This window comes from Halomonas sp. SS10-MC5, from assembly GCF_015992245.1.
GTDB lineage: Bacteria > Pseudomonadota > Gammaproteobacteria > Pseudomonadales > Halomonadaceae > Halomonas > Halomonas sulfidoxydans.
The window spans coordinates 2,584,011-2,608,393 of record NZ_CP065435.1; the positions used below are offsets into that span (position 1 = coordinate 2,584,011).

A 24,383-nucleotide genomic window follows, 5' to 3' on the forward strand; every position below is an offset into this window, starting at 1 on the left:
CGCGGTCGGTGGGAGTGGCGCATGGGTGCACGCAGGTCTTCGTCACGCCGGGATTCGTCTACCGTGGCGTGGCTAGACAACGGCGAGTCGCTCGAGAAGCGCTCGCCCTTCATTCAGGAACCGAAGCTCGCTCCGGCCCCGCAGGAAGCGCCGTCCCATCGGTATCTCTACCTGGTGCTGGGGATCTTGCTGCTGCTGTTCGGCGTGTCGCTCGCCACGCTGCTGGTCGCCGAGGCCAAGACGTCGCATTTCCAGGCCCAGGAGTTCTCGCGCTATGCCGCGACCCTGCGCTATACGCTCGAACAAGGTAGCAGCAGCCGAATCCAGTTTCCCGAGCATGGCCCCTTTGACCAGCGCCTGGGCTATACCCAGCTACCGGCGCTGGAAGCGCGCCTGCTATCGCGCGGTTATGAGATCACCGAGCAGGCACACTTCTCGCATGCGCTGCTCGACTATACCCGCCGCGGCTTTTTCCCGCCCTACACGGAAAAGACCCAAGCGGGCCTGACCATCGAGGAGTGCCGGGGCGACACCCTCTATCACTTCCGCCACCCGCAGCGTCAGTACGCCAGTTTCGACACCATTCCCGCGGTCGTGCTACAGACGTTGCTGTTCATCGAGAACCGGGAGCTGCTGGACGAGAGCACGCCTTACGCCAACCCCGCCGTCGATTGGCCGCGCTTCACCAAGGCGGCCCTGTCCCAGGTCGGCCGGGCCCTGGACCTGCCCGGTCAGGCGGCAGGAGGCAGCACCCTGGCCACTCAGCTCGAGAAGTATCGCCACTCTCCCCAGGGCCGGACCTATTCGTCGAGGGAAAAGCTGCGCCAGATGGTGTCAGCCAGCGTGCGCAGCTACCAGCATGGCCCCCAGACCTTGACGGCTCGCCAGGATGTGGCACTCGATTATCTCAATACCGTGCCGCTCTCGGCCGCCCCCGGCTACGGCGAGGTACATGGCATCGGTGATGGCCTGTGGGCGTGGTTCGGTACCGATTTCGATACGTTCAATCGACTCCTCACTACGGATGACGGAGGCGGCCATGCGCAGCAAGGGCTGGCGCTGCGCCAGGTCGTGGCACTGATGATCGCGCAGCGGCGCCCCTCCTGGTATCTGAATGGCGGTCGCCAGGCGCTGGAGGAACTGACCGACAGCTACCTGCGACTGCTGCGACAGGAGGGGGTGATGTCGGATGCCCTCGCTCGAGCGGCGCTGGAACAGCGCCTGACCTTTCGCGATGACAGCGTGACGCCCTTCAACCTGCGCATCGAGCCGGACAAAGGGATCCAGGTGGCGCGTCAACGCCTCGGGAGCATGTTGGGCATGTCCTTGTACGACCTCGACCGCCTCGACCTCAGCGCCCGCACGACGCTCGACGCCAGCCTCCAGCGCGAAGTCACCGCCTACCTGCATCGCCTGGCAGACCCTGAGTACGCCGGCGAGATCGGCCTGCTGGGAGAGCGCCTGCTCTCGCCCGGACGTACCCAGGACGTACGCTACAGCTTCACCTTGTTCGAGCGCAGTGAAGACGGCTTCCTGGTGCGCGTGCAGACCGACAACACCGACCAGCCCTTCGACATCAACCAGGGCAGCAAGCTCGAGCTCGGCTCCACCGCCAAGCTGAGGGTCCTGGCCACTTACCTGGAGGTGATTGCCGAGCAGCACCAGCGTCATGGCAGCAAGAGCCCCGAGATGCTGCGCGCGGTCGAGACCGACCGCCAGGACGTGCTCAGCCGCTGGGTACTGGATCGCCTCATCGAGACCCCCGGACTGACTCTCGACGAGCTGCTGGCCATGGCCATGGAGCGGCGTTACTCGGCAAGCCCCGCGGAAGCGTTCTTCACCGGCGGGGGACGGCATACGTTCAGCAATTTCCGCCGTGAGGACAACGGCCGCAACCCGACGCTGACCGAAGCCATGCGCGAGTCGCTCAACCTGCCCTTCATACGCCTGATGCGCGACCTGGTACGCTACAGCACACACCTCAACGAGCATCGGACCCAGTTGCTGGAGGACGATAGCGACCCGCGGCGCCTGGAGTATCTGCGCCTGTTTGCCGACCGCGAGGGGCAGACCTTCCTGCAGCGTTTCTGGCGCAAGTACCGCCAGCAGACCAGCGACGAGCGCCTCGTCACCTTCCTCGAGGGGCTCAATGCCTCGGCGCCACGCCTCGCCGCGGTGCACCGCTACCTGTTCCCGGAGGCCGGTCGCGAGGAGTTCGCCGCCTTCCTTGGGGTCTGGCTGGCCGATGCCGCCCGCCCGAGCGAGCGTGAGATCGATACGCTCTATGAGCGCTACTCGCCCGGCAACTATTCACTTACCGATCAGGGTTATGTGGCTCGGGTGCATCCCCTGGAGCTGTGGCTGCTGGGCTACCTGCTCGATTATCCCGACGCGAGCTTCGCCGAGGCAGCCGCGGCCAGCGCCGACGAGCGTCAGGAAGTCTATGGCTGGCTGTTCCGTACGCGACACCGCAGTGCTCGCGACGTGCGCATTCGCACCATGCTCGAAGTCGAAGCCTTCCTCGACATCCATGAGCGCTGGCAACGCCTGGGCTATCCGTTCGATCACCTGGTACCTTCGCTGGCCACCGCCGTGGGATCGTCGGGCGACCGCCCAGCCGCATTGGCCGAGCTGATGGGCATCATCCTCAACGATGGCGTCAGGCAACCCACGCTGCGCATCGATGAGCTGCACTTCGCCGCCGATACCCCTTACGAGACCCGCTTCCTGCCCGCTCCCGACCGTGCCCAGCGGGTCATGGCCCCCGAGGTGGCAGCCGTGCTGCGCGAGACGCTATCGCAGGTCGTCGAGGGCGGCACCGCCAGGCGCCTGCACGGCAGCTTCACGCTGGAAGATGGCACGCCGCTGGTGCTGGGCGGCAAGACCGGCACCGGCAACAATCGTATCGAAACGGTGGGCCGCGGCGGCCAGGTTACCAGTTCACGGGCGCGCAACCGTACCGCCACCTTCGTCTTCTACCTCGGCGAGAACCACTTCGGCACCCTCACCGCCTACGTAGCGGGCAGCGCCTCGGACGACTTCCGCTTCACCTCCGCGCTGCCGGTTCAGGTACTCAAGGGGATGGAGCCGATACTGCGCCCCCACCTCGAGCCCGGCACGGGCAGCTGTCCTCCCATACCACGCGACGAGTACCATTTTGCCGATGACGGCGAAGCGGATCCGACGCCCGACGATGCCGGCGGCGACTCCTCCTCGTCGCCGGACCTCGCCCTGCGATAGCCCGGGTGATGACCTCGGCGTTGCCATGCACTCCCATTCGGCTCAGAACAGTCCCAACTGGCGATCGGTCAGACTGGCAAAGTCATCGCCGAGGAAAGGCAGGATGGCGTCGGCCACCGGCTGTAGCTGGCGGGTGAGATAGTGCTGGTAGTCGATGGCAGAGCGCCGCGCCTCGAGCGGCTCCGGCCCCGCCACGGTGATGACGTAGCGAATCCAGCCACCGTGCTGGTACTGCCGAGGGCGCCCCAGGCGGTCGTTGAGCTCGTCGGCCATGCGCGCGGCGCGCACGTGGGGCGGCACGTTGCGACGGTATTCGTCGAGCCGCCGACGCAGGCGCCTGCGATAGACCAGCCGCTCGTCGAACTCACCGGCCAGTGTGCGGCTCACGTAGTCGCGCAGATAGTCACGATAGGGTTCGCCGACGAAGATGCGCCGGTATAGCTCCTGCTGGAAAGCCTTGGCCAGCGGTGTCCAGTCTGCGCGCACCGTCTCCAGTCCCTTGAACACGACGTGTTCGGCGCCCTTTGCATCACGCACCAGCCCCGCATAGCGCTTCTTGCTGCCCTCCTCCGCGCCGCGGATGGTGGGCATCAGGAAGCGTCGAAAGTGGGTCTCGAACTGCAGTTCCAACGCGCTGACAAGGCCGTATTCCGTTTCGAGATGCTGCGTCCACCAGCAGTTGACCCGCTCAGCCAGGCGTTGACCGATGGCCCGGGCCTCTGCCTCCTCATGGGCACTCCCCAGCCAGACGAAGGTGGAGTCGGTATCGCCGTAGATCACCCGGTAGCCCTCGGCTTCGATCAGCTCCCGGGTACGGCGCATGATCTCGTGGCCGCGCAGGGTGATCGATGAGGCCAGCCGCGGGTCGAAGAAACGGCAGCCTCGCGAGCCGAGCACGCCGTAGAAGGCGTTCATGATGATCTTGAGGGCCTGGGAGAGAGGCGCATTGCCCTCGCGCTTGGCCGCCTCGCGCCCCTGCCATACCCGCGCCACCATCTCGGGCAGCGCATGCCGGGTGCGCGAGAAGCGGGCCCCGCGGAAGCCGGGTACCGTCTCGGGCTCGGGCGCCTCCAGCCCCGCCACCAGGCCGACCGGGTCGATCAGGAAGGTACGGATGATCGAGGGGTAGAGGCTCTTGTAGTCCAGCACCAGCACCGAATCGTAGAGCCCCGGCCGCGAGTCCATGACGAAGCCGCCGGGGCTGTCCTGGCCGGCCTCGCGGCCGTGGGACAGACTGGGCGCCACGTAGCCCAGGCGATGCATGCGCGGCAGGTAGAGATGCGAGAAGGCCGCCACCGAGCCACCGCTGCGATCGGCCGGCAGCCCGGTGATGCTGGCCCGTTCGAGCAGGAAGTCGATGAGCTCGGTCCGCGCGAAGATGCGCGTCACCAGTTCGCAATCCTTGAGGTTGTAGCGCGCCAGCGCCGGCTTGTCCTCGGCGAACATGCGGTCGATCGCTTCCATGCGCTGGTAGGGGTTGTCGATCGCCTTGCCCTCGCCGAGCAGCTCCTGGGCGACGTTCTCGAGGCTGAACGAGGCAAAGCGCCAGGTGGCCTGGCGCAGCGCCTCGATGCCGTCGACGATCAGGCGCCCGGTGGCGGCGGCAAAGAAGTGATTGGGGTTGCTGCCGTGGGCACGCCAGCCGAGGGGTTCGCCACCGCGCCCGAGCCGCAGCGGCACCCCGAGTCGCTCGGCGTGCCGCTGCAGGATGCGCAGGTCGAACTGCACCAGGTTCCAGCCGATGATCGCATCCGGATCATGCCGGGCCATCCAGCCGTTGAGACTCTCCAGCAGCGCCTCGCGACTTTTGCAATAAGTGAGGGTGAAGTCGCGCTGCCGTTCGGCCTCACCGCCCTGCCCGTTGGCGGGCCCCAGCATGTAGACCTGGCGCTCGCCGCAGCCCTCGAGGGCAATGGAGTAGAGCTCGCCGCTGGCGTTCGTCTCGATATCCAGCGAGGCCAGTGCCAGCCGGGGGCGGTATCGCGCTGCTGGCCTGAGCTGGGCTTCGCCAAGTGTGCCGTCGGCATCCGCCCTTCCCGAGAACCACACCGGCGCGGTGATGAAGCGCTCCATCAGGTAGCGTTCCGGCGGTCGCACGTCGGCTTCGTAGACCTCGATGCCGGCCTCGTCCAGGCGCCTGGCGAGGTGCATCAACTGGCGATGCTGGCGACAGTAAAGGCCGAACACGGGCCGGTGCTGGAAGTCGCACAGCGCCAGCGGGCGCAGCTCGACGTCGCGCTCGCCGCGCAGCAACGCCTCGGCCCGGTCGCGCTGCTCGGCGGGCACGAAGGCCACCGAGGGCTGCAGCGGCAGGCGCACATGGCGTGGCCCGGCGTCGGTGGCCAGCCAGAACGAGACCTCGGTGCCGGCAGCCGACTCCCGCCAATGCCGAGTCAGCACGAACCCCTGCTGTTCCACCGTCGCCTCTCGCCCTGTCCGCTCGTGCCGTCATGGTACCTCTGCAGGCTCCTTTCTGTCGCGGATCAGGCTCCGCCTGGGTTCGTCAACGATTCAGCACGGCACGACACGCAGGCGGCAGGGTACGACTCGGCAGAGGATAGGCTTCCGGGCGAGGCGTCGGAGCCAAGGCCTGACAGCCGTCTCCGGGAGGCGGCGGAGGCTGGTCGGCGCACTCCGTCTGGCCCGGTGGGCAGCGCAGGCGTACGTGGAGATGCTCATCGTGAGAGTGCCAGGGGCGGATCACACGCAGCCATGAGCGGTCGTCCCATTCCCGCTCGCACAGGTCGCGCTTCACCGCGGAGTCGACGAAGATCCGCATCACCCGCGGGTCGTCAGCTGCATGGCGAATGAGCTCGGCATGCTGGTCCGTCCAACGCTCGTCCAGGCGTTGGCTGCGTGGATCCACCAGAATTGGCTGCTCGAGCTCATCGCGCTCGCTGCGCTCGAGGAACGGCAGGTCGAGGCGAAACCAGATGTCGACGTCGAGTCCGGTCTGGTGGCTGACATGGCCGTAGGGCATCGGCCCACCGCGCGGCTGGGCCATGTCACCCACCAGGATCGGGCCGAAGCCGGCTTTGCTGATGCGCTCGCCCAGGCGCTCGATGTAATCGACGAGAGAGGGGTGTCCATAGTGGCGGTTACGCTTGAGATCCACCGCCTGGTAACCCTCCCCCTCTTCGGGCAGCCGTTCCGCACCGGCGATGCAACCGCCATCGTAGGGGCCGATGACACGCGGCGGGCCGGACAGTGGTTCGTTGACGTCGGCCCAGTCCGCCGGCGTGGTAGGCGACGAGGCGGGGGATTGGGCAATGGCGCTCGACATGCCCCCGGCGATGAGGGTAGCCGACAACATGACGCCCACGAAACGTGGGCGTCGGCTGAGGTAGCGTAACAACATCGAAGGTTCATCCTTGCCAGACGGTAAATTTCCTCATTCGCGTTCTTGCAGGGCTAGCCATTCAAGGCCGGGGCGATAGAGCATGTCGTGTTCGCCATCGAACAGCGCCAGCTCGGTCGGCCCCGACTGCAGATGCAGCAGGACCGGTGCCTCGGCGTCGTCGAAGCGCTGGTAGTCCCGCTGCTGGTGCAACGACACCTCGAGCAAGGCGTCGGGTATCTCCCCGCTCTCCATGATCGCATCGATATCCTCCCGGGACAGGCGCGCCTCCTCTTCGACCAGGTCATTGTAGGCGTGCAGCGCCTGTTCGACCGGCACGGTCCCGTCGTCGATACCATGCGCGATCAGCACACGGATCTTGCCGGCCACGTCGGGCACATGCGCCTTGGGGCTCCGCTGTCGGCACTCTTCATGGGCCTCGCCGCCCTCCTCCGGCACGCCACCGCAGGCCTCGGCAATCTCCTCGGCATACTTCTCGCCCTGCTGCTCGTTCCATTCATACCAGCTGACGAGATCGAAGACCGGCACCCAGGCGGCCACGCCGGCGAACGTATCGGGATGCCGGCTGGCCAGGTGCAGCGCGTTCATGGCGCCACCTGAGTAACCCAGCAAATAGATACGCGACTCGTCCACGCGGGCGTTCTCGCGGGCGTACTCCAGTGCATCTTCCATGTCAGAAATGACCAGGTCGGAGGCCGTTGATTCAGGGCGACCATCGTTGGGGCCACGAAAATCGGGGTGCATGAAGGCCCAATCGTTGGCCACGGCGAACTGCGCCAGGGGAATATCAATGTTCTGAAGGTAATCGGTACTCCAGCTGTGCAGCACCAGGAGCAGCGGCCGCTTCTCCCCGCCGTCCGGCGCGTAGAACAGTGCCGGCTGCTCGTATTCGTCCGCCGAGGCGGGAATGGTGACGTCTTCCACCTCGGGAACGTATTCCTGCCAGGTGTCAAGTTCGGCATCGATCAGCTCGCCGGGGAAGTCCGTTACCACGAGATGTTCGCTGGGATGCTCCAGCCCGGCCTCGTCCCCCGCCTCGGTTCCCAGTAGGCGGTTCGATTCCGGCTCCCGTGGCTGTGCTTCGCCAACGCTGGCCTGGAGAACGACGAAGAGCATCGCCAACAACAGGATCACGCCGCCCACCCGCGCGCCGGGAGCCGACCCATGGGAAGAAGCGCCTGCCAACGGACGTAGGGTGCGAAGCAATGGATGTAGTGGAGTGAGGGCTTTTCGTTCCATGGCATGCCTCCTGACAGCGACAGGTTCCTTGACGTTGTCTCCCCCAGTCTAGGCGGTGAGGCGGGCGGTGCCAGGTGCCCATAACGAACCGGCCCATGCCGAGGCATGGGCCGGTAGTGCCGTTGCTTTACCCTGGCAGGGGCTCAATCACACGGCACGACGGCGCGGCGCGTATCCTTGGCCCACAGGGTCTGGCCATTCGGCGTTTCGCCGTGAGCGTTCCAGGTCTCGGTGATTTCCACACAGTAGGAGCCGAGATCTTCGACGGTCTTCTCGGGATTGGCGGGTTGCTCTTCGCTGATGCGCATGATGTCGGGATTCGAGCTGGTATAGCGCGGGGCGACGGCGTTGGTGCCACAGCCAACCAGCAGGGCGGCTGCCATCAGCAGCGGAAGAACGTTGCGCAGTTTCATCGTATCATCCTCAGTCGGTCGTTCGGCGATCGGATGATGCGTAACCTGCGGTGCATGAGGCGTACCTGGAGCCCATCCTTGGGTTCACTCGTCTGCATTGTAACGAAGCACATGGCCGATCGCACCCTTTAGCCACTTCGCTCGGGAGGTCCGCTGCGCTCGGGTCCGCTTGACCGGGTTCCCGGCTCCTTCACCCCTGCGAGGCTTGGTAGTGTTGCGCCGTCCGCCCCATTCACCACGCTGAAGGAGCCGTCGGTCTCCAGGATGACGGCACCGACATCGGCGAGTTCGGCCTTGCCGGCGGCACGTACCGCCGCGCGCACTTCATCCTCGGTGACACGCGCCTGCCGCATGGCCTCAGGCAGATAGCCGCCGCGAAAGAACAGCAGCGCCGGCTCGCCGGTCACCAGTTGGCGCACCCAGCGATAGCGGACACTTGCCCAAGTCACCAGGTATTGCATGCCGATGAGAAGACCGAACGCCAAGATGCCCTGGGCCAGGGTCACGTCCTTGCTGAGCATGACCGACGCCAGCACCGAGCCCAGCGCGACGGTCACGACCAGATCGAAGGCGTTCATCTTCGATAGCGTGCGCCGGCCGGATACACGCAGCAGGAATACCAGCCCCACATAACCCAGCACGCCAAGCACCGCCGTGCGCAGCAGCGCCTGCCATTGATCGAAGAAAATTGGATCCACACCTGCCTCCCTCGTAGCCGTATGGGATCAGCCTAGCGCACAGAATCCAGCCGCATGGTGCTGAACGCCCCTTCCCGCCACCGGATGCAGTGGCGCGCCAACAGGGATACAATCGAAAGCCTGTTTTTCTTGGGAATTCCAGAGCCGATATGTCGAACTCTACCAGCGCCCCGCGCAAGATCCTGGTCACCAGCGCCCTGCCCTACGCCAACGGCTCGATTCACCTTGGCCACCTGCTGGAGTACATCCAGACCGACATCTGGGTGCGTTTTCAGAAGAGCCGCGGCCATGAGTGCCACTACGTGTGCGCCGACGACGCCCACGGCACCGCGATCATGCTGCGCGCGGAGCAGGAAGGCATCTCCTCGGAAGCCCTGATCGAGCGCGTCTCCAGGGAGCACCAGGCCGACTTTGCCACCTTCGGGGTCGCCTTCGACAACTACCACTCGACGCACTCCGAGGAAAATCGGCATTACAGCGAGCTGATCTATACTCGCCTGCGCGAGCACGGCCATATCGCCACCCGCGATATCGAGCAGATGTACGATCCGGTCAAGGGGCTGTTCCTGGCCGACCGTTTCATCAAGGGGACCTGTCCCCGGTGCAAGACCGCGGATCAGTACGGCGACAACTGCGAGGCGTGTGGCGCCACCTACACCCCGGCGGAACTGATCGATCCCGTGTCGGCAATTTCCGGCGCCACGCCCGAGGTGCGCAGCTCCACCCACTACTTCTTCAAGCTTCCCGATTTCGCCGACTTCCTCAAGCAGTGGACCCGCGGCGGCCACGTGCAGACCCAGATCGGCAACAAGCTGCAGGAGTGGTTCGAGTCCGGCCTCAACGAGTGGGACATCTCCCGCGACGCGCCGTACTTCGGCTTCGAGATCCCCGACGCCCCGGGCAAGTACTTCTACGTCTGGCTGGATGCGCCGATCGGCTACCTGGCCAGCTTCAAGAACCTGTGCGAGCGCACCGGCATCGACTTCGATGCCTTCTGGAAGAAGGACAGCGAGGCCGAGGTGTATCACTTCATCGGCAAGGACATCGTCTACTTCCATGCGCTGTTCTGGCCGGCCATGCTGCACGGCGCCGGCTTCCGCACCCCCACCGCCGTGAACTGCCATGGCTTCGTCACCGTCAACGGGGCCAAGATGTCGAAGTCGCGTGGCACCTTCATCAAGGCAGCCACCTATGCCGAGCACCTGAATCCCGAGTACCTGCGCTACTATTTCGCCGCCAAGCTCACCTCGCGGGTCGACGACCTGGACCTCAACCTCGAGGACTTCGCCGCCCGGGTGAATGCCGACCTCGTCGGCAAGGTGGTCAACATCGCCAGCCGCTGCGCCGGGTTCGTCAAGAAGCTGGGCGACGGCCGGCTCTCGGCCCACTGCGCCGAGCCGGAGCTGGTCGCTCGCTTCATCGCCGCGGGTGATGGCATCGCCGAGGATTTCGAGGCTCGCGAATTCGGACGCGCCGTGCGCAAGATCATGGAGCTGGCCGATGAAGCCAACACCTACATTGCCGACAAGGAACCGTGGGTGCTGGCCAAGCAGGAGGGCCGCGAACAGGAGGTGCTCGACATCTGCTCGGTGGGCATCAACCTGTTCCGCCAGCTGATGGTCTACCTGGCGCCGGTGGTGCCGGCCATGGCCCAGCAATCGCGCCAGTTCCTGCAGTTGGAATCGCTCGACTGGGAGAGCCGTCACGAGGTGTTGCTCGACCACGGAATCGCCAAGTTCAAACCGTTGATGACCCGCGTCGAGCGGGAGAAGATCGATGCCATGATCGAGGCATCGAAGGAGGATCTGGTGGAAGAACAGAAGCTCAAGGAAGCGGCCAAGGGGCCGCTGGCCGACGACCCCATCGCCGAGCAGATCGCCTTCGACGACTTCGCCAAGGTCGACCTGCGCATCGCCCGTATCGCCAAGGCCGAGTACGTCGAGGGTGCCGACAAGCTGCTGCAGCTCACACTCGACCTGGGCGGCGAGTCGCGCAACGTCTTCGCCGGCATTCGCTCGGCCTATGCCCCCGAGGCCCTGGAGGGTCGCCTGACCGTCATGGTGGCCAACCTGGCGCCGCGCAAGATGCGCTTCGGCGTCTCCGAAGGCATGGTCCTGGCTGCGGGAGACGACGACGGTATCTACCTGCTGTCGCCGGATTCCGGCGCCGAGCCCGGCCAGCGCGTCAGGTAGATCGCCTTCGCCCATGAAACTGCGCGGCCTCGGTCGCGCTTTTCATTACTGAAGGAGCACATAGAGCCAAGCTTCGACGCAGCGTGGGCAAGCACAGGCACTTTTCGGTCACAGCCTAAGTTCCACTAAAGTTTTGTAATCCAGAGCCGAAATATCTTGTAAGCAATCACCTACACCGGTGCCAATACCTCTGACACCCGGGGTGGCGGCACATGAAACAGGCATGCCTCATGACGACAGTGCTCACTTCGTTGCGTAATCGTTTCCTGCTGTCGTTGTGTGGCGTGCTGTGCCTGGCCCTGCTGGCCCTGGTGCTGATTGCACGCTACCAGATCATGCCGATCCTGCTGGAAGACGAGGAAACCTTTGCCAGCGCCGAGCTCGACCGGGCCGAACGCGCCCTGGGCAGTGAGCTCAACCACATGCGTCGCCTGGTCGAAGATTGGGCCTACTGGGACGATTCCTTCGACTTCGTCAGCGGGAAGCGGCCCGAGTACGTCGACTCGAACCTCTACGAGGATACGCTCGAGACGCTCGATCTCGAGCTAATGCTCTTTCTCGACGCCGACCGGGAAGCCTTCTGGGTGGTCGGCTACGACGAAGAGGGAGAATTCACCTCCTGCCCGGGCGTGGCGCCCCCCTGCGATTGGGCCGAACCGGCCAGGGACTTTCTCGTCCGCCACATCGAGCAAAAGGCGGACGATGCCACCGACACCTGGCTGCTGGCGCAATCCGAGCTCGCCATGGCGGCCCTGTCACCGATCCACCAGAGCCGGGAAGCGTCGCCGGCGGCCGGCTGGCTTGCCATGGTGCGCCCGTTCAATGCCCCCTGGATCGAACAGCTGCGCGATACCACCGGCATCCAGATGGAGCTGAGCCCCGTGCCGCAGCAGGAGGGCCCTATCCAATACCTGGAGCGCGTCTCGCCGACGCACATGGCGGCACAGCGCCTAATCCCGGCGCTGCCGCCGAACCGCGCCGTACGCATCGACGCCCTGCTGCCCCGCCAGCGTTATCAGGCAAGCCTCGAGACCTTCCGCTTCGCGCTCTACTGGACCGGCGGCGTGCTGATCGTCACCCTGCTGATCGTGCTGTGGCTGCTCGAACGCATGGTGCTGCTGCCGCTGCGCCAGTTCACCCACTACACCCAGCGTGTCCACCGGGAGGTCGTACTCCCGGCCATGCCCGACAGTCTCGCGGCGCGCCACGACGAGATCGGCACCCTGGCGCGGGAATTCCGCCACCTGCTCGACCATCAGCGCAAGCAATCCGAACAGCTGCTGGAGCTGAGCCAGCATGACCCCCTGACGGGCGTGGCCAACCGCCGGTTGTTCGATGAGCGCTTCGCCGAGGCGCTGAGCCTGCGCAGCGCCCGCCACCGCACCTCGGCCATGATGATCGACATCGACCATTTCAAGCTCTACAACGATCATTACGGCCACCAGGCCGGCGATATCTGCTTAATGACCCTGGCGCAGTGCATGGAAGACTGTCTCAAGCCCCATGGGTTCCTCGTGGCCCGCACCGGCGGCGAGGAATTCAGCGTCCTGCTTCCCGGCACCTCGCTCGATATCGCGTTAGCCCACGCCCGCGAGCTGCTGAAAGCCATCAATGCACTGGAGATGCCGCACGAATTCTCCCCCACCAGCACCAGCGTGACCGTCAGCATTGGCGTCGCCGCCCACCAAGCGGACATGACGACCCCGTCCGACATCATGCGGGCCGCCGATCAGGCCATGTACCAGGCCAAGACGGGCGGGCGTAACCGGGTCGAAGCCTATCGCACCAGCGACCAGCTCAGCCCGGTCGAGCGTTAGAAGCGCCAGGGGGAGCAGGACGGTATGCCCGTGCCGGGCCGCCGCGTATAATGTCCGGCCGTCAGCCTCCGCTGGCACCCCACCTGCGCCCTATCAGGAGACGACGTGACGGGCCACAGCACCTTGATCGATGCCATCGATGCGCTGCTGCCGCAGACCCAGTGCGGCAAGTGCGGTCATCCTGGCTGCCGCCCCTACGCCGAGGCCATCGCCGCAGGCGAACCGATCAACCGTTGCCCTCCCGGCGGCGAGGACACCGTCGAACGCCTGGCCGAGCTGACAGGCCGTCCACCCCAGGCCTTGGAGCAGCCAGCCCAGTCACCGCTCGCAGCGGTCATACGCGAAGCGGAATGCATCGGCTGCACCAAGTGCATCCAGGCGTGCCCGGTGGATGCCATCCTGGGCGCCAGCAAACGCATGCACAGCGTGATCACCGCCGAGTGCACCGGCTGCGAGCTGTGCGTGGCGCCCTGCCCCGTCGACTGCATCGACCTGGTTCCCCACCCCGAGTGGCAGGCCGCCGCCGATGAGGCCGAGCGCCAGGCATACCTGGCGCGGCGGGCGGAGCTGGGACGACGGCGCTATCAGGCCCGCCAGCAGCGCCAGGCACGCCTGGCGCGGGAGAAGCGCCTGGAGCGGCAGCGCCGCCTGATTCGACAAGGGACGCGCGACACTCGCAGCGGCCCGGTTCCACAGCAGCGCCAGCGCCAAATGGCGGTTAAAGCCGCCGAACAGGCAGTGCGCCGGGCTCGCCAGCAGTTCGAGAGCGCCCAGCGACGGCATGATAGAGAAGCCTGTCGCCAAGCCGAGGCGCAGCTCGCACGCGCCACCGCCCTGCTCGAGGAGGCCCGCGCCTCCCTCGCGTCCGATTCACCGTGAGCGTGCCATCGAACGAGAACCCCGCATGAACGCCCAGAAACGCTACGAGATCTTCGCCCGCCTGCGCGCGCACAACCCCGAGCCGACCACGGAGCTCGACTGGAGCACGCCGTTCGAGTTGCTCACCGCCGTGCTGCTCTCCGCCCAGGCCACCGACGTCGGGGTCAACAAGGCCACCGCACGGCTGTTCCCGGTAGCCAACACGCCTCAGGCCGTCATCGACCTCGGCCTCGAGGCGCTCAAGGAGCACATCAAGACCATCGGGCTCTACAACACCAAGGCCGAAAACCTGATCAAGACCTGCCGCATCCTGGTGGAGCGGCATGGCGGCGAGGTACCTCGCACCCGCGCCGAGCTCGAGGCGCTACCCGGCGTAGGACGCAAGACCGCCAACGTGATTCTCAACACCGCCTTCGGCGAGCCGACCATTGCCGTGGACACGCACATCTTCCGTGTCTCCAACCGCACCCGGCTGGCCCCGGGCAAGAACGTCGACGAGGTCGAGCAGAAACTGCTGCGCCACGTGCCCCGTGAGTTTCGCCGCGACGCGCATCACTGGCTGATCCTGCACGGGCGTTACACCTGCGTGGCCCGCCGGCCGCGCTGCGGTAGCTGCGTGATCGAGGATCTCTGCGAGTACAAGGAGAAGGTGGATATCGCATAAACCGGTATCGGTTAAGCAAATTTCGAACTGAAAATGCGACTAATGGGGGTTTTGCATATAACGGCACAGTCATGGACGATGCCGGATAGATAACAATAACCAGAGCCGCAAGCATGCCACTGCACGACCGCCCCATCGGTGAGCGCATCGAAGCGCTGCTCGCCCTTTCCCGCGAACACGCCGACACTTTCTGCAGCTCCTCGGCCTGGCTGGCCCGTGAGCGCTACCTGGCCAACCATCCCACGCGAATTCTGGTCATGAAATGCATGGATGGACGCATCCACCTGCCCCATGCCACCCGCACGCCGCTGGGCATCATCACTCCGTTCCGCAACCTCGGCGGCATCTTCCACCTTGGCTGGCCTTACCTCGGCGAGATGCTCACCGATGCCGTCGACGACGCCATTCAGGCCGGCAGCGGCGTGCTGCTGATCATCAGCTACCATTTCTCCCGCGGCGAGCGGCTGCGTGGCTGCGCCGGTTTCGCCTGCGACACGGATGCCGCCCTGGCACAGGCTCACGAGATACGTCGCCAGGCTGAACGCATCTTCGGCCGCGATCATCGCCACGTCTACCCGCTGGTCTGCGGGTTCGAAACCGACACCGATGCGCTCATCGTGCACGGCACCGGCGACTCCCTCCTCGACATCAGCGCACTCGCACCCGAGGCCGAAGGCGAGCTGGAACGTCGCCTCGCCGACCTGTGCCCCGACATGCCTGGCGATATCCGTCGCGACCTGCTGCCACTGCTGAAGGGCAACCTGCAACACGTCGACTCGCTGCGTGGCACCGCCCGCGAGCTCGACATCGAGCATCGCGAGTGGGTGATCTGCGTCGGTCGCGGCTTCGACTTCCTGCACCTGCCCAACACTGCGCTGATCGTCGGCCCCTACAGTCCCGACCTGTCCGAACCCATCGGCACCGCGGCGGCAATCATCGATGGCAACATGAAGGCAGGCCGCATTCCGGACGACGGTTTCCTGCTGCTGGCCTCGACGCCCTATGAAGCGGTCGGCGTGGACCGCGCCCGCGCCGAACTGAAGTCGTGCTTCCTTGCCGAGTTCGCCGCCCAGGTCATCGCCAGGGAACACCCCGGGCTGGCGAACCGCATGACGTCGCGCACCGCTGTCGTGCATTGGCCCAGCCGCAGGCTGGAACTCCTCGATCACGCTTGACCGGAGCGCAACGATGACGCTGCTGAAGAGCTTGCTGCTACCACCCACGCTCAACGTGCTGCTGGTACTGCTGGGGCTATGGCTCAGCCCCAAGCGTTTCCTCGGCGCCCTGCTGATCATGCTGGGGCTGTTCGGCCTAGTGCTGCTCGCCACGCCGATGGCCAGCCATACACTGCGCCAGGGGTTGGAACCCTACGCATCTCCCGCACGCTCCCAACTGGAGCGCGCCGAGGCGATCGTCATCCTGGGTGGCGGGCGAGACTACCAGGCTCCCGAGTTCGGCTGGGGCGACGCGCCGGCGAATCCCACCTGGCGCCGCCTGGCCTATGGTGCGCACCTGCATCGCCAGAGCGAGTTGCCGATCCTGGTGAGCGGCGGTCGTGTCCATGGCGAGGAGTTTGCAGAGGCGAGCCTGATGGCCGCTGCGCTGCGCGACGTCTTCGTCGTGCCGGTTCGCTGGCTGGAAGGCGAGAGCCGCAGCACCGCCGAGAATGCCCGCTTCAGCGCCGAAATGCTGCGTGCCGATGGCATAGAACGGATAGCCCTGGTCTCGCAGGCCTGGCACCTGCCGCGAGCCGTGGCGGAGTTCGAGGCCCAGGGCCTGGAGGTGATCCCCGCGCCCACCGAGTTCACCAGCCCACCGCCCGAGGGGCTGTCGGCCTGGCTGCCACGCGCCTACCACCTCAACCAGAGCACGCGTGCCCTGAACGAGTGGCTGGGGCGTGCCGGCCAATCGCTTCACCAACTGCTGCCATAGCTGCTGCCTGCCGCACGGGACGCAAGCGGAGGTCGCGTCAAGCCGGCGCTGTCTCGCACTGTGGCGCCCCGGCGTCCGGCTCCCCGACCCAGTGCTGCAACCTGGCGACGAGCTGCTGCGGCCAATCGCGGTCGTTGTCCACCTGAGCGTGTACGCGACTGAGTTCCAGCCTGGCCACGTCGACGTCATGACAGGCCCACAGCGCATCGCCTTGGGTAGCGGCGAGTATCCCATCCGCAGGAAAGCCATGATCCATCGGCGCGTAGAGGGTCGCCTCGCCGGTGTTGACGTCGAGCGCCGGGCTCCATGGCGCCTCACCCGCGGTCACCGCCTGGGCCACGAAGAAGCGATTCTCGAGCGCGCGTGCCAGGCAGCCAATTCTCACCCGAGTCGCGCCGGCAGCGGTGTCGGTACAGCTGGGCACCAGCAACAGGCGAATGCCCGCCTCGAACTGGGCACGTACCGGCAGCGGGAACTCCACGTCATAGCAGACCGCGATGCCGACCCGGTGGCCATCGCAGTCGAAACCCGACAGCGCATCGCCCGGTTCGATGATGCCGCTCTGCTTCTCGTAGCCGGTCAGTTGCAGCTTGTCCTGCCAGCCATGAACGCCGTCCGGGGAGAACCAGTCGGCCCGATTGCGGTAGCGGCCACCGCCCACGTCGAGCAGGAAGGTCCCGGGCACCAGGTACATGTCGAGTTCCCGCGCCAGGCGTCCGTAGAGTTCACACCAGGCACCACGCCATGCCTGGAGCCCGGCCAGCGACGCCGCGAGGTCGCCATGCACCTCGGGCGGAAAGCCGGCCGCGAGTTCAAGGCTCAGATATTCGGGCAACACCGCGATTCGGGCGCCCAGCTCACGCGCCTGCCTCAGACAGGTTTCCTGGCGCCGTGCGAAATCATCGAAGCTTGCCGGCATGCCGATGGGATATTTGGCCACGGCCACGCGCATCGCTATTCCTCCTCCCCCTGTTTCCGGACCTGGTTGGCCTACGCCTGGGCCACCTGCCGCAGCCACTCCTCCAGGTTGTAGTAGTTGGTCACGCGGGTGATCCGGCCATTTGCCACTTCGAAGAAGGCGCCGCCGGGCAGCACGTAGCGCTGCCCCTTGGCCGGCGGCAGCCCCTCGTCGGTGGCACGGTACTCGCCGTGAACGACGTATTCCGCGGCGACTCGTCGTCCGTCGGCGGCTGGCATGAGCACGACGTCTTCCAGTCGCTCCACGTAGCTGCGATCCATGCGTGCCAGAAACTGACGAAAGGCGTCACGCCCCGTCTCCCGCGGCCCCTGGTTCAGGTCGTGGGCCACTTCGGGATCGAGACAAGCGAGCATGGCGTCCCAGTCGCCACGGTTGAAGGCATCGTAGTACCGCTGGATCAGTTGCACGCTACCGGACATGAACAGGCTCTCCTGACTGGGCTCGAGGGGCGAAAGTGTAAACGCCCCGGCCCGACAGCGTTAGCCTGTCACCCTGCATTTGACCATTGCTGTACAGCAATGGCCGGTTGGCGCGTGAGCCGCTTCAGAATCCCAGCTGCTCGAGACGATCGGCGAGCGCTTCGAGGGCCGGAAGACCCAGCACGTCGCTCGGCAGCAGCGGCAGTCGCAGCCGTGGCAGGTGCGCGAGCTGCTCGTCGATGCGCGCCAGGTAGCTGGCTTCCTGCTCACGCCTGGCACGCAGGAACTCACCGTCGGCATCGGCGGGAATCACCCGGTTGACCACGGCGCCGGCCACCGGCACCTTGGCCGCTTCGAGCGCCTGCACGGCCCGCACCGTCTCGAGAATCGGCAGCCGCTCGGGGGTCATCACGAACAGGAAGCCGGTTTCTTCGGCGTTCTCGATGCGGCGCCGGGCACGGTGGAACAGCCGGCGGCGCTCGATCAGCGTCCGTGCCACGCCGCGAGTACGCTCGTCGAGATCGCTCAGCGGATCCTCGCGGGGATCGTCGAAGGGCGTGGCCACGTCGCGGCCGCGCCTGGGCGTCAGGTGCGAGAGCACCTTGCCCAGTTCCTCGGACTTGCGATTGTGCGCCAGCAGGCCATCGGTCCAGGCCGCCATGGCTTCGGGCAGGGTCAGCAGGCGCAGGGTATGACCCGTCGGCGCGGTATCGAAGATCACCAGGTCATAGGGCGCGGCATCGTCAGTGACGATGCGCGACAGCCGCTCCAGCAGGGCGGCTTCCTGGGTACCCGGCGACTGTCGCGTCAGGTGCATCTGGCGCTCCAGCTCGGCCATCATCTCCGGCGCGGCATAGCGGCGCATCTGCTCGGTCACCCGGGTCAGGTGCGCCTCGACCTCGGCGTCCGGGTCGATCTCCATGGCGTCCAGGTTGGGCAGCAGACGCCGCGGTGCATCGTTCAGCACACGGTCGAACGCGTCACCGAGGCTGTGGGCCGGGTCGGTGGAGACGACCAGTACGCGGCTGTCGCGGCGCGCGGCCAGCACGGCCAGCGAGGCGGCCACCGTGGTCTTGCCCACGCCGCCCTTGCCGCCCACCCAGACCAGGCGTTTGTCGAGTAACTCTTTCATATTACTTCCAAGGCATCGAGAGTTGGCGGCAGCTCAGGAGAGCTCCCTCGCAGCTCACTGGAGCGCAGCACTTTGTCCGTGTCACTAACAGCATCGGAAATGGTCCAGCGGCGAGCGCTCCATGCCCATGCGCCGGTGCCAGTCGTGGAAGCGCTCCAGCAGTAGCGGCTGAAGCTCCAGGGTGTAGTACGCAGCCGGGTTGGGCACGCCCATCATCTCGGAGAACACCAGCAGCATGAACAGGTCGTCCTCGTCGCGCCGGGCACGGGCGATAGCGCCGCGATAGCGGGCGCTGTAGAACTCTTCGGCGACGAACCGGGCCTGGCTCAGCCAGGCCCGAAGCCGCTCGCGACGAGAATCCGGAGTGTCACTGTCGTCGCTCATGGGCTGCCTCCTCGTTTCACTCCTGCCTGGCCACTTCCGCCCGCGAACGCTTCAGCGCCGAGGCGCACTCCATGGCCACGAGGATCGCGGCGATCAACACCACGATATCCACCAACAGCAGGAAGTAGTTGCCCTCGTTGAAGAAGGTGCGCAGTTGGATGAGCAGCGCTGCGATGGTCATCACCAGCAGGAAGCACAGCGGCGCCAGGGTGTACCACATCGGCCGGCGCAGGCGCACCAGCATCACCGTCACCACCAGCAGGGTCAGGCCTGCCAGCAGCTGGTTGGTCGTGCCGAACAGCGGCCAGATGATCATGCCGCCAGTACCGCTCGCACCACCGGCGCCAAAGGCGAGCAGCAGGCAACTGCCCACGGCCAGCAGGGTGGCGGGCACGTTCCTGTTCATCCACTTGAGCTGATAGATTTCGCCCCACTCCTGGAAGATGTAGCGCTGCAGGCGCAGGCCGGTATCCATTGTCGTACCGGCGAACAGGGCCGCCATCACGGTAAGCAGCGTCGCCGCGGTGGCCTCGGGCAAGCCCAGGCCGTTATGGATGATGAACGCACCGCCCTCGACGAAGGCATTGACGCCGCCGGCACCGAACGCTGTATAGACCGCCTGCCAGTCGGCGAAGGTGGCAAAGCCGGCCGTGGCGGCCAGGATGGCCGCGAGTGCCAGCATGCCCTCGCCCACCGCGCCGAAATAGCCGACGAAGCGGGCGTCGGTCTCCTTGTTCAGCTGCTTCGAGGTCGTGCCGGACGAGACCAGGCCGTGGAAACCGGAAATCGCGCCGCAGGCGATGGTGACGAACAGCAGCGGCAGCATCGACGGCGTGCCGGCCGGCAGCTCGCCGTTGACCATCGGCGCCACCACGGTGGGGTTGAGCAGCAGGACGGCGCCGTAGAGCACGATCAGGCCGATGAACAGCTGCAGGCCGTTGATGTAGTCGCGCGGCTGCAGCAACACCCAGACCGGCAGCATGGAGGCGATCGCCGCATAGCCGAAAAGGATCAGGATCCACACCGCGTTGCCGGAGAAGCCAGCCACCTCGGCCGGCATCTGGATCGGCACCGAGGGGCCGACAAGGATCAGCGCATAGAGCGCGATGACGCCGAGGATCGACACCACCGGCAGGCTGAGGATGCGCCGATAGATCAGCTGGCCGATGATCAGTGCCACGAGGATAGCGCCCCACACCGGCACCACGGCGCTGGAGAAGTTCATCATCAATCCTGCGATGACCACGGCGAACACGGCGTTGACCATCAGCAGGACGAGGAAGATGACGATCATGAAGATGCTGCGGGCACGCGCTCCGACCACATCGCCGGTCAAGGCGCCGACCGACTTGGCCTTGTTGCGCACGCTGGCCCAGATGGCGCCGGAGTCGTGCACGCCGGCAAAGAACACGGTGCCGAGCACGACCCACAGGAAGGCCGGCAGCCAGCCCCAGATGACCGCGATGGCCGGCCCGACGATGGGCGCGGCGCCGGCCACCGAGGTGAAGTGATGTCCCCACAGGACATAGCGGTTGGTCGGCACGAAGTCGACGCCATCCTCGTATTCGTGGGCGGGCGTCTGGAAGTCGGGGTCGAGGCGGTAGATCCTGGTGGCGATGAAACGCGAGTAGAGGAAGTATCCCGCGGCCATCCCCGCAAGACCGAGAACCAGCAGGACGATAGCACTCATTCTGGTCAGCTCCTTTGTGAGGAAGGTTCCTTTTCTTTCCTGACGCTTCGCCCGTGATGCGAAGCGAGAGTTCCGGCAGCGCGCGTGGCCCTGCCCGGCAAGGATGAGCAGAGGATAGTGACAAGTCTACTTTTCGGCCTGACCGGCCGGCCTTTTGCCGCTAAAGTCGTAGCCACTGCCTCGGGACCGGTGATCGACGGCCGGCTTGTTCCAAGGTCTTACAGCCCCCGGGGGAGAGGGCGCGTTACGCTGCGGTAGAAGCCAGCCCAGGACGACGAGACCTTCCATGCCAGAGACTCTGATGCAACTCGCCATGGCCGGCGCCTTCGGTGCCTTCGTCGGCCTGCTGTTTCGCGTGACGCGCCGGCCAGGCCAGGCGCGCGCCTTCACCTTCACCCTGGTGGGCCTGGCTGCCGGCATCACCGCCTACCTGATCTTCTATCTTCTGACCCGCACCACCGGCGCCCCTGCCTGGCTGCTGCCCCTGCTGGTGCTGCTGCAGGTGTGGCTGTGGCTCGGCCCGCTGGGGCCGAAGTGGCGGCGACTCGGGAAGAACGGCGACGAGCCGCGCTGATTGCCGGTTGTCGCCTCCCTTTCCCCAGGCGGCCACCCTGCGCTGCGGGCGCCTTCTGCCAAGGTCGTCTTTGCCGCCCCTGTCAGGCGCACTAGACTGACAATCAACAAGATACAACGACGCTTCAAGGAGTCATGCATGGCCAAGGTGCTGGTGGTGGACGATGAGCCCAACATCGTCCTGTCGCTGGAGTTCCTGATGCAGCAGGCCGGATTCGAGGTGGAGACGGCCGAGGATGGCGAAGGTGCCCTGGCCAAGGTCGAGCAGTACGCCCCCGACCTGATCCTGCTCGACATCAGCCTGCCCGACATCAGCGGCTTCGACGTGCTGGAGCAACTGCGCCAGGACGACCGCCATTCCCGCTTGCCCATCATCATGCTCACCGCTCACGGTCGCGAGGTGGAACGGGAAAAGGGCCTGGCCCTGGGCGCCGACGACTACGTGACCAAGCCCTTCTCGACCCAGGCCCTGGTCGAGAAAGTGAAGGCCCTGCTGGCCGAGGACGCCAGATGAAGGGAGGCAAGCTGCCCAAGCGCCAGCGCCTGATCGGCTTGTGGCTGTTGCTCAGCGGCATCAGCCTGCTGGGTGGCGCCATCTTCGCCGCCTGGCTCGACAGCCTGTTCCAGCCCCAGGGGGTCGCCCGCCTGATGCTGTGGCTCGGCTGCTTCTCCGGGGGCGGAACCATCTTCCTGCTCGGCCTGCTGCTAGAGCGCATGCTGTTCACCCCGCTGCGCCATCTGCAGGTGCAACTGGCCCGCCTGGTGGCCAACCCCGATGCCCGCGAGGACTATCCACCCGAGGGCTGGCTGCGCGGCCTGGGTCCGGACCTGGTGCGAGTACGGGAGGCCTGGCGCAGCGACCGCCAGCGCCTGGCTACCGCCCATGCCGAGGGTGCACGCAGTGCGGCACGCATTCGCCAGGAGCTCGAGACGCTGCTGCAGGTTCTCGACATGCCACTGCTGCTGTGCGATCACCATCGGCGGCTGCTGCTGTTCAACCAGGCCGCCGAGAAGCTGTTCGAGAAGCATACCGGGCTTGGGCTCGGCAAACGCCTGGATGCCCTGCTGCCGATATCGAGCCTGCAGGATGCACTGAGCCAGCTGCCGCAGGACGGCTCCCCGCGCGAGCTGCTGATTCCCTGCGACGAGCGCTGGCTGCACACCGTGATGCGCCGGGTGCCGCAGAGCAATGGCGAGACCCTGCTGACCCTGACCGATGCCACCGCCGCCTGGACCAGCGAGATGGGGGCGCGTGCCGGCCTGGCGCAGCACATGGCGCCGCTGCGCCGGCATGGCGCCAGCCTGGCCAGCGCCGCCGAAGCGCTGGGTAGCGTACGCCACGCCAGGCACATCGACGACACGCTGCGCCGGCGCCTGGAGGCAGTGATCGACGAGGAGAGTCGCGCCCTGGGCAGCGAGATCGAGAATCTCGGTCGCCTGATCGAGGACATGCAGCAGCAGGGCGAGCGCCTGGTGCCACTGTGGTCCAACGACCTGTGGCAATCGCTTAACGAACGGCTCGGCGACAGCCCCATCGAGGTCCTGCCCATCGGCATGCCCGCCTGGTTCAAGGGCGATGCCCCGGCGCTGCTGGTCCTGCTCGTGACGCTGCTGGTGCGATTGAGCAAGCATGCCGACACCACGTACTTCGAAGGCGAGATCCTGCTCGGTAACCGCCGCGTCTACCTCGACTTGATCTGGCCCGGCAAGCCACTGCCGCAGCGGGAACTCGCGGCCTGGTGCGAGCAGCGACTCGACGCCTTGCCGCTCTCTCCGCGGGTCGGCGACCTGCTGCGTCAACATGCCAGCGACGCCTGGAGCCTGGCCGACAGCGATGGACGGCACGCTCGCCTGCGCCTGCCGTTGCCCGCCATGGATCGCGTCGGGGCGCCGCCCAGCCAGCTGCCGCCACGGCCCGAGTTCCATGACTTCGGCATCGCCGACTTGCCGCCACCGGATGCCGAGCTGGCCCGACGCCCACTGAAGGCGCTGGAGATCGTGGCCTTCGACACCGAGACCACCGGGCTCGAGCTGCGCCGCGGCGATACCGTCATCAGCATCGGCGCCTGCCGCATCGTCAACGGCCGGCTTTTGGCCAGCGACACCTTCGACGTACGGGTCGACCCCGGCAGGCCGATACCGCCGGCCAGCACCGCGATTCATGGCATCACCGACAGCGAGGTGGCCGGCGCCCCGCCGCTGCCGGTCATCCTGCCGCGCTTCCGCGACTACATCGGCGATGCCGTGATCCTGGCCCACAACGCCGCCTTCGACCTGCTGGCCCTGCAGCCCACCGACAGCGGCACGACCCTGGACATGCCGGTACTCGATACGCTGCTGCTCTCCCGAGCTCTCGACGAGAGCCTGGACGGGCACGACCTGGATACCCTCGCCGAGCGCTACGATCTCAGCTTCCCCCCGGGCACCCGTCATACGGCGATCGGGGATGCGCGGGTCACCGCGGAGCTGTGGCTGGCACTGCTGCCGCGCCTCGAGGCCCGCGGCATCGAGACCCTGGAGCAGGCACTGGCGCTGCAGGCCACCGCCTTGGACCGAGAGGACGCCTGCACATGAACGCCTCCGGCCCCCAGGCCCGGCTGGCCGGCTTGATCGGCCTGGCCGCCCTGCTCTTCTCGCCACCGCTGGTCCTGATCTTCGATCGACCGCCCGCCGCCGGGCTCTCCTGGCTGCCACTCTACCTGTTCGTGGCCTGGCTGCTGGTCATCGCGCTGGCCGCCTGGCTGATGGAGCATCGGCAGGAGGAAGGCTGACGC

General features: G+C 66.2%; 21 protein-coding genes. 11 read left to right on the forward strand and 10 right to left on the reverse strand.

Going from position 1 to position 24,383, the window contains the following annotated elements:
* Nucleotides 1-21: 21 nt before the first annotated feature.
* A complete protein-coding gene (locus I4484_RS12070; protein ID WP_234283468.1) occupies nt 22-3,240 on the forward strand; it encodes a biosynthetic peptidoglycan transglycosylase in 3,219 nt (1,072 codons plus the stop codon).
* 42 nt (nt 3,241-3,282) lie between these two features.
* On the opposite strand, the gene I4484_RS12075 is transcribed toward I4484_RS12070, so the two are convergent.
* The 5 genes from I4484_RS12075 to I4484_RS12095 form a co-directional block, all read right to left on the reverse strand.
* On the reverse strand, nt 3,283-5,658 hold the full coding sequence (locus I4484_RS12075) for a DNA polymerase II (RefSeq protein WP_197447537.1): 2,376 nt from the start codon (nt 5,656-5,658) through the stop codon (nt 3,283-3,285).
* Between the two features lie 85 nt (nt 5,659-5,743).
* A complete protein-coding gene (mepA, locus tag I4484_RS12080; RefSeq protein ID WP_197447538.1) occupies nt 5,744-6,598 on the reverse strand; it encodes a penicillin-insensitive murein endopeptidase in 855 nt (284 codons plus the stop codon).
* A 33-nt stretch (nt 6,599-6,631) separates the two neighbouring features.
* Nucleotides 6,632-7,837, reverse strand: a complete 1,206-nt coding sequence (locus tag I4484_RS12085) for a S9 family peptidase (protein ID WP_197447539.1) — start codon at nt 7,835-7,837, stop codon at nt 6,632-6,634.
* A gap of 143 nt (nt 7,838-7,980) precedes the next feature.
* Nucleotides 7,981-8,250 carry a hypothetical protein gene (locus I4484_RS12090; protein ID WP_197447540.1) on the reverse strand — a complete coding sequence of 90 codons (270 nt, stop codon included), beginning with the start codon at nt 8,248-8,250 and terminating at the stop codon, nt 7,981-7,983.
* A 128-nt stretch (nt 8,251-8,378) separates the two neighbouring features.
* The gene (locus I4484_RS12095) at nt 8,379-8,948 is read right to left on the reverse strand and encodes a DUF421 domain-containing protein (RefSeq protein ID WP_197447541.1); all 570 of its coding nucleotides are present in this window, start codon (nt 8,946-8,948) and stop codon (nt 8,379-8,381) included.
* Nucleotides 8,949-9,097: 149 nt separating this feature from the next.
* Here I4484_RS12095 and metG point away from each other — a divergent pair, with 149 nt between their 5' ends.
* From metG to I4484_RS12125, 6 genes are all read left to right on the forward strand, one after another.
* Nucleotides 9,098-11,140: a methionine--tRNA ligase gene (gene metG, locus I4484_RS12100; RefSeq protein WP_197447542.1), complete on the forward strand. Its 2,043-nt coding sequence runs from the start codon at nt 9,098-9,100 to the stop codon at nt 11,138-11,140.
* 230 nt (nt 11,141-11,370) lie between these two features.
* Nucleotides 11,371-12,957 carry a diguanylate cyclase gene (locus I4484_RS12105; RefSeq protein ID WP_197447543.1) on the forward strand — a complete coding sequence of 529 codons (1,587 nt, stop codon included), beginning with the start codon at nt 11,371-11,373 and terminating at the stop codon, nt 12,955-12,957.
* 105 nt (nt 12,958-13,062) lie between these two features.
* On the forward strand, nt 13,063-13,836 hold the full coding sequence (rsxB, locus tag I4484_RS12110; protein WP_197447544.1) for an electron transport complex subunit RsxB: 774 nt from the start codon (nt 13,063-13,065) through the stop codon (nt 13,834-13,836).
* Nucleotides 13,837-13,861: 25 nt separating this feature from the next.
* Nucleotides 13,862-14,500: an endonuclease III gene (gene nth, locus I4484_RS12115; protein WP_197447545.1), complete on the forward strand. Its 639-nt coding sequence runs from the start codon at nt 13,862-13,864 to the stop codon at nt 14,498-14,500.
* 113 nt (nt 14,501-14,613) lie between these two features.
* A complete protein-coding gene (locus I4484_RS12120) occupies nt 14,614-15,675 on the forward strand; it encodes a hypothetical protein (RefSeq protein ID WP_197447546.1) in 1,062 nt (353 codons plus the stop codon).
* Between the two features lie 13 nt (nt 15,676-15,688).
* Nucleotides 15,689-16,432 (forward strand): YdcF family protein, encoded by a 744-nt coding sequence (locus tag I4484_RS12125; protein ID WP_197447547.1) that lies wholly within the window; start codon nt 15,689-15,691, stop codon nt 16,430-16,432.
* 37 nt (nt 16,433-16,469) lie between these two features.
* On the opposite strand, the gene I4484_RS12130 is transcribed toward I4484_RS12125, so the two are convergent.
* The 5 genes from I4484_RS12130 to I4484_RS12150 form a co-directional block, all read right to left on the reverse strand.
* Nucleotides 16,470-17,384 carry a carbon-nitrogen hydrolase family protein gene (locus tag I4484_RS12130; RefSeq protein WP_197447548.1) on the reverse strand — a complete coding sequence of 305 codons (915 nt, stop codon included), beginning with the start codon at nt 17,382-17,384 and terminating at the stop codon, nt 16,470-16,472.
* 38 nt (nt 17,385-17,422) lie between these two features.
* Nucleotides 17,423-17,830 (reverse strand): ketosteroid isomerase-related protein, encoded by a 408-nt coding sequence (locus tag I4484_RS12135; protein ID WP_197447549.1) that lies wholly within the window; start codon nt 17,828-17,830, stop codon nt 17,423-17,425.
* A gap of 124 nt (nt 17,831-17,954) precedes the next feature.
* Entirely contained in the window at nt 17,955-18,962 is a 1,008-nt protein-coding gene (locus I4484_RS12140) for an ArsA family ATPase (RefSeq protein ID WP_197447550.1), read from the reverse strand.
* Nucleotides 18,963-19,046: 84 nt separating this feature from the next.
* The gene (locus I4484_RS12145; protein ID WP_197447551.1) at nt 19,047-19,346 is read right to left on the reverse strand and encodes a cory-CC-star protein; all 300 of its coding nucleotides are present in this window, start codon (nt 19,344-19,346) and stop codon (nt 19,047-19,049) included.
* Nucleotides 19,347-19,362: 16 nt separating this feature from the next.
* Nucleotides 19,363-21,036: a carbon starvation protein A gene (locus tag I4484_RS12150; protein ID WP_197447552.1), complete on the reverse strand. Its 1,674-nt coding sequence runs from the start codon at nt 21,034-21,036 to the stop codon at nt 19,363-19,365.
* Nucleotides 21,037-21,322: 286 nt separating this feature from the next.
* Here I4484_RS12150 and I4484_RS12155 point away from each other — a divergent pair, with 286 nt between their 5' ends.
* The 4 genes from I4484_RS12155 to I4484_RS12170 all read left to right on the forward strand — a co-directional run bounded on the left by I4484_RS12155 (nt 21,323) and on the right by I4484_RS12170 (nt 24,380).
* Nucleotides 21,323-21,610: a hypothetical protein gene (locus I4484_RS12155; RefSeq protein WP_197447553.1), complete on the forward strand. Its 288-nt coding sequence runs from the start codon at nt 21,323-21,325 to the stop codon at nt 21,608-21,610.
* Nucleotides 21,611-21,748: 138 nt separating this feature from the next.
* Nucleotides 21,749-22,123: a response regulator transcription factor gene (locus I4484_RS12160; RefSeq protein WP_197447554.1), complete on the forward strand. Its 375-nt coding sequence runs from the start codon at nt 21,749-21,751 to the stop codon at nt 22,121-22,123.
* Entirely contained in the window at nt 22,120-24,183 is a 2,064-nt protein-coding gene (locus I4484_RS12165) for a 3'-5' exonuclease (protein ID WP_197447555.1), read from the forward strand. Before I4484_RS12160 ends, I4484_RS12165 begins: the two co-directional genes overlap by 4 nt.
* Nucleotides 24,180-24,380: a hypothetical protein gene (locus I4484_RS12170; protein ID WP_197447556.1), complete on the forward strand. Its 201-nt coding sequence runs from the start codon at nt 24,180-24,182 to the stop codon at nt 24,378-24,380. The genes I4484_RS12165 and I4484_RS12170 overlap by 4 nt, the downstream gene beginning before the upstream one ends.
* Nucleotides 24,381-24,383 lie beyond the last annotated feature (3 nt).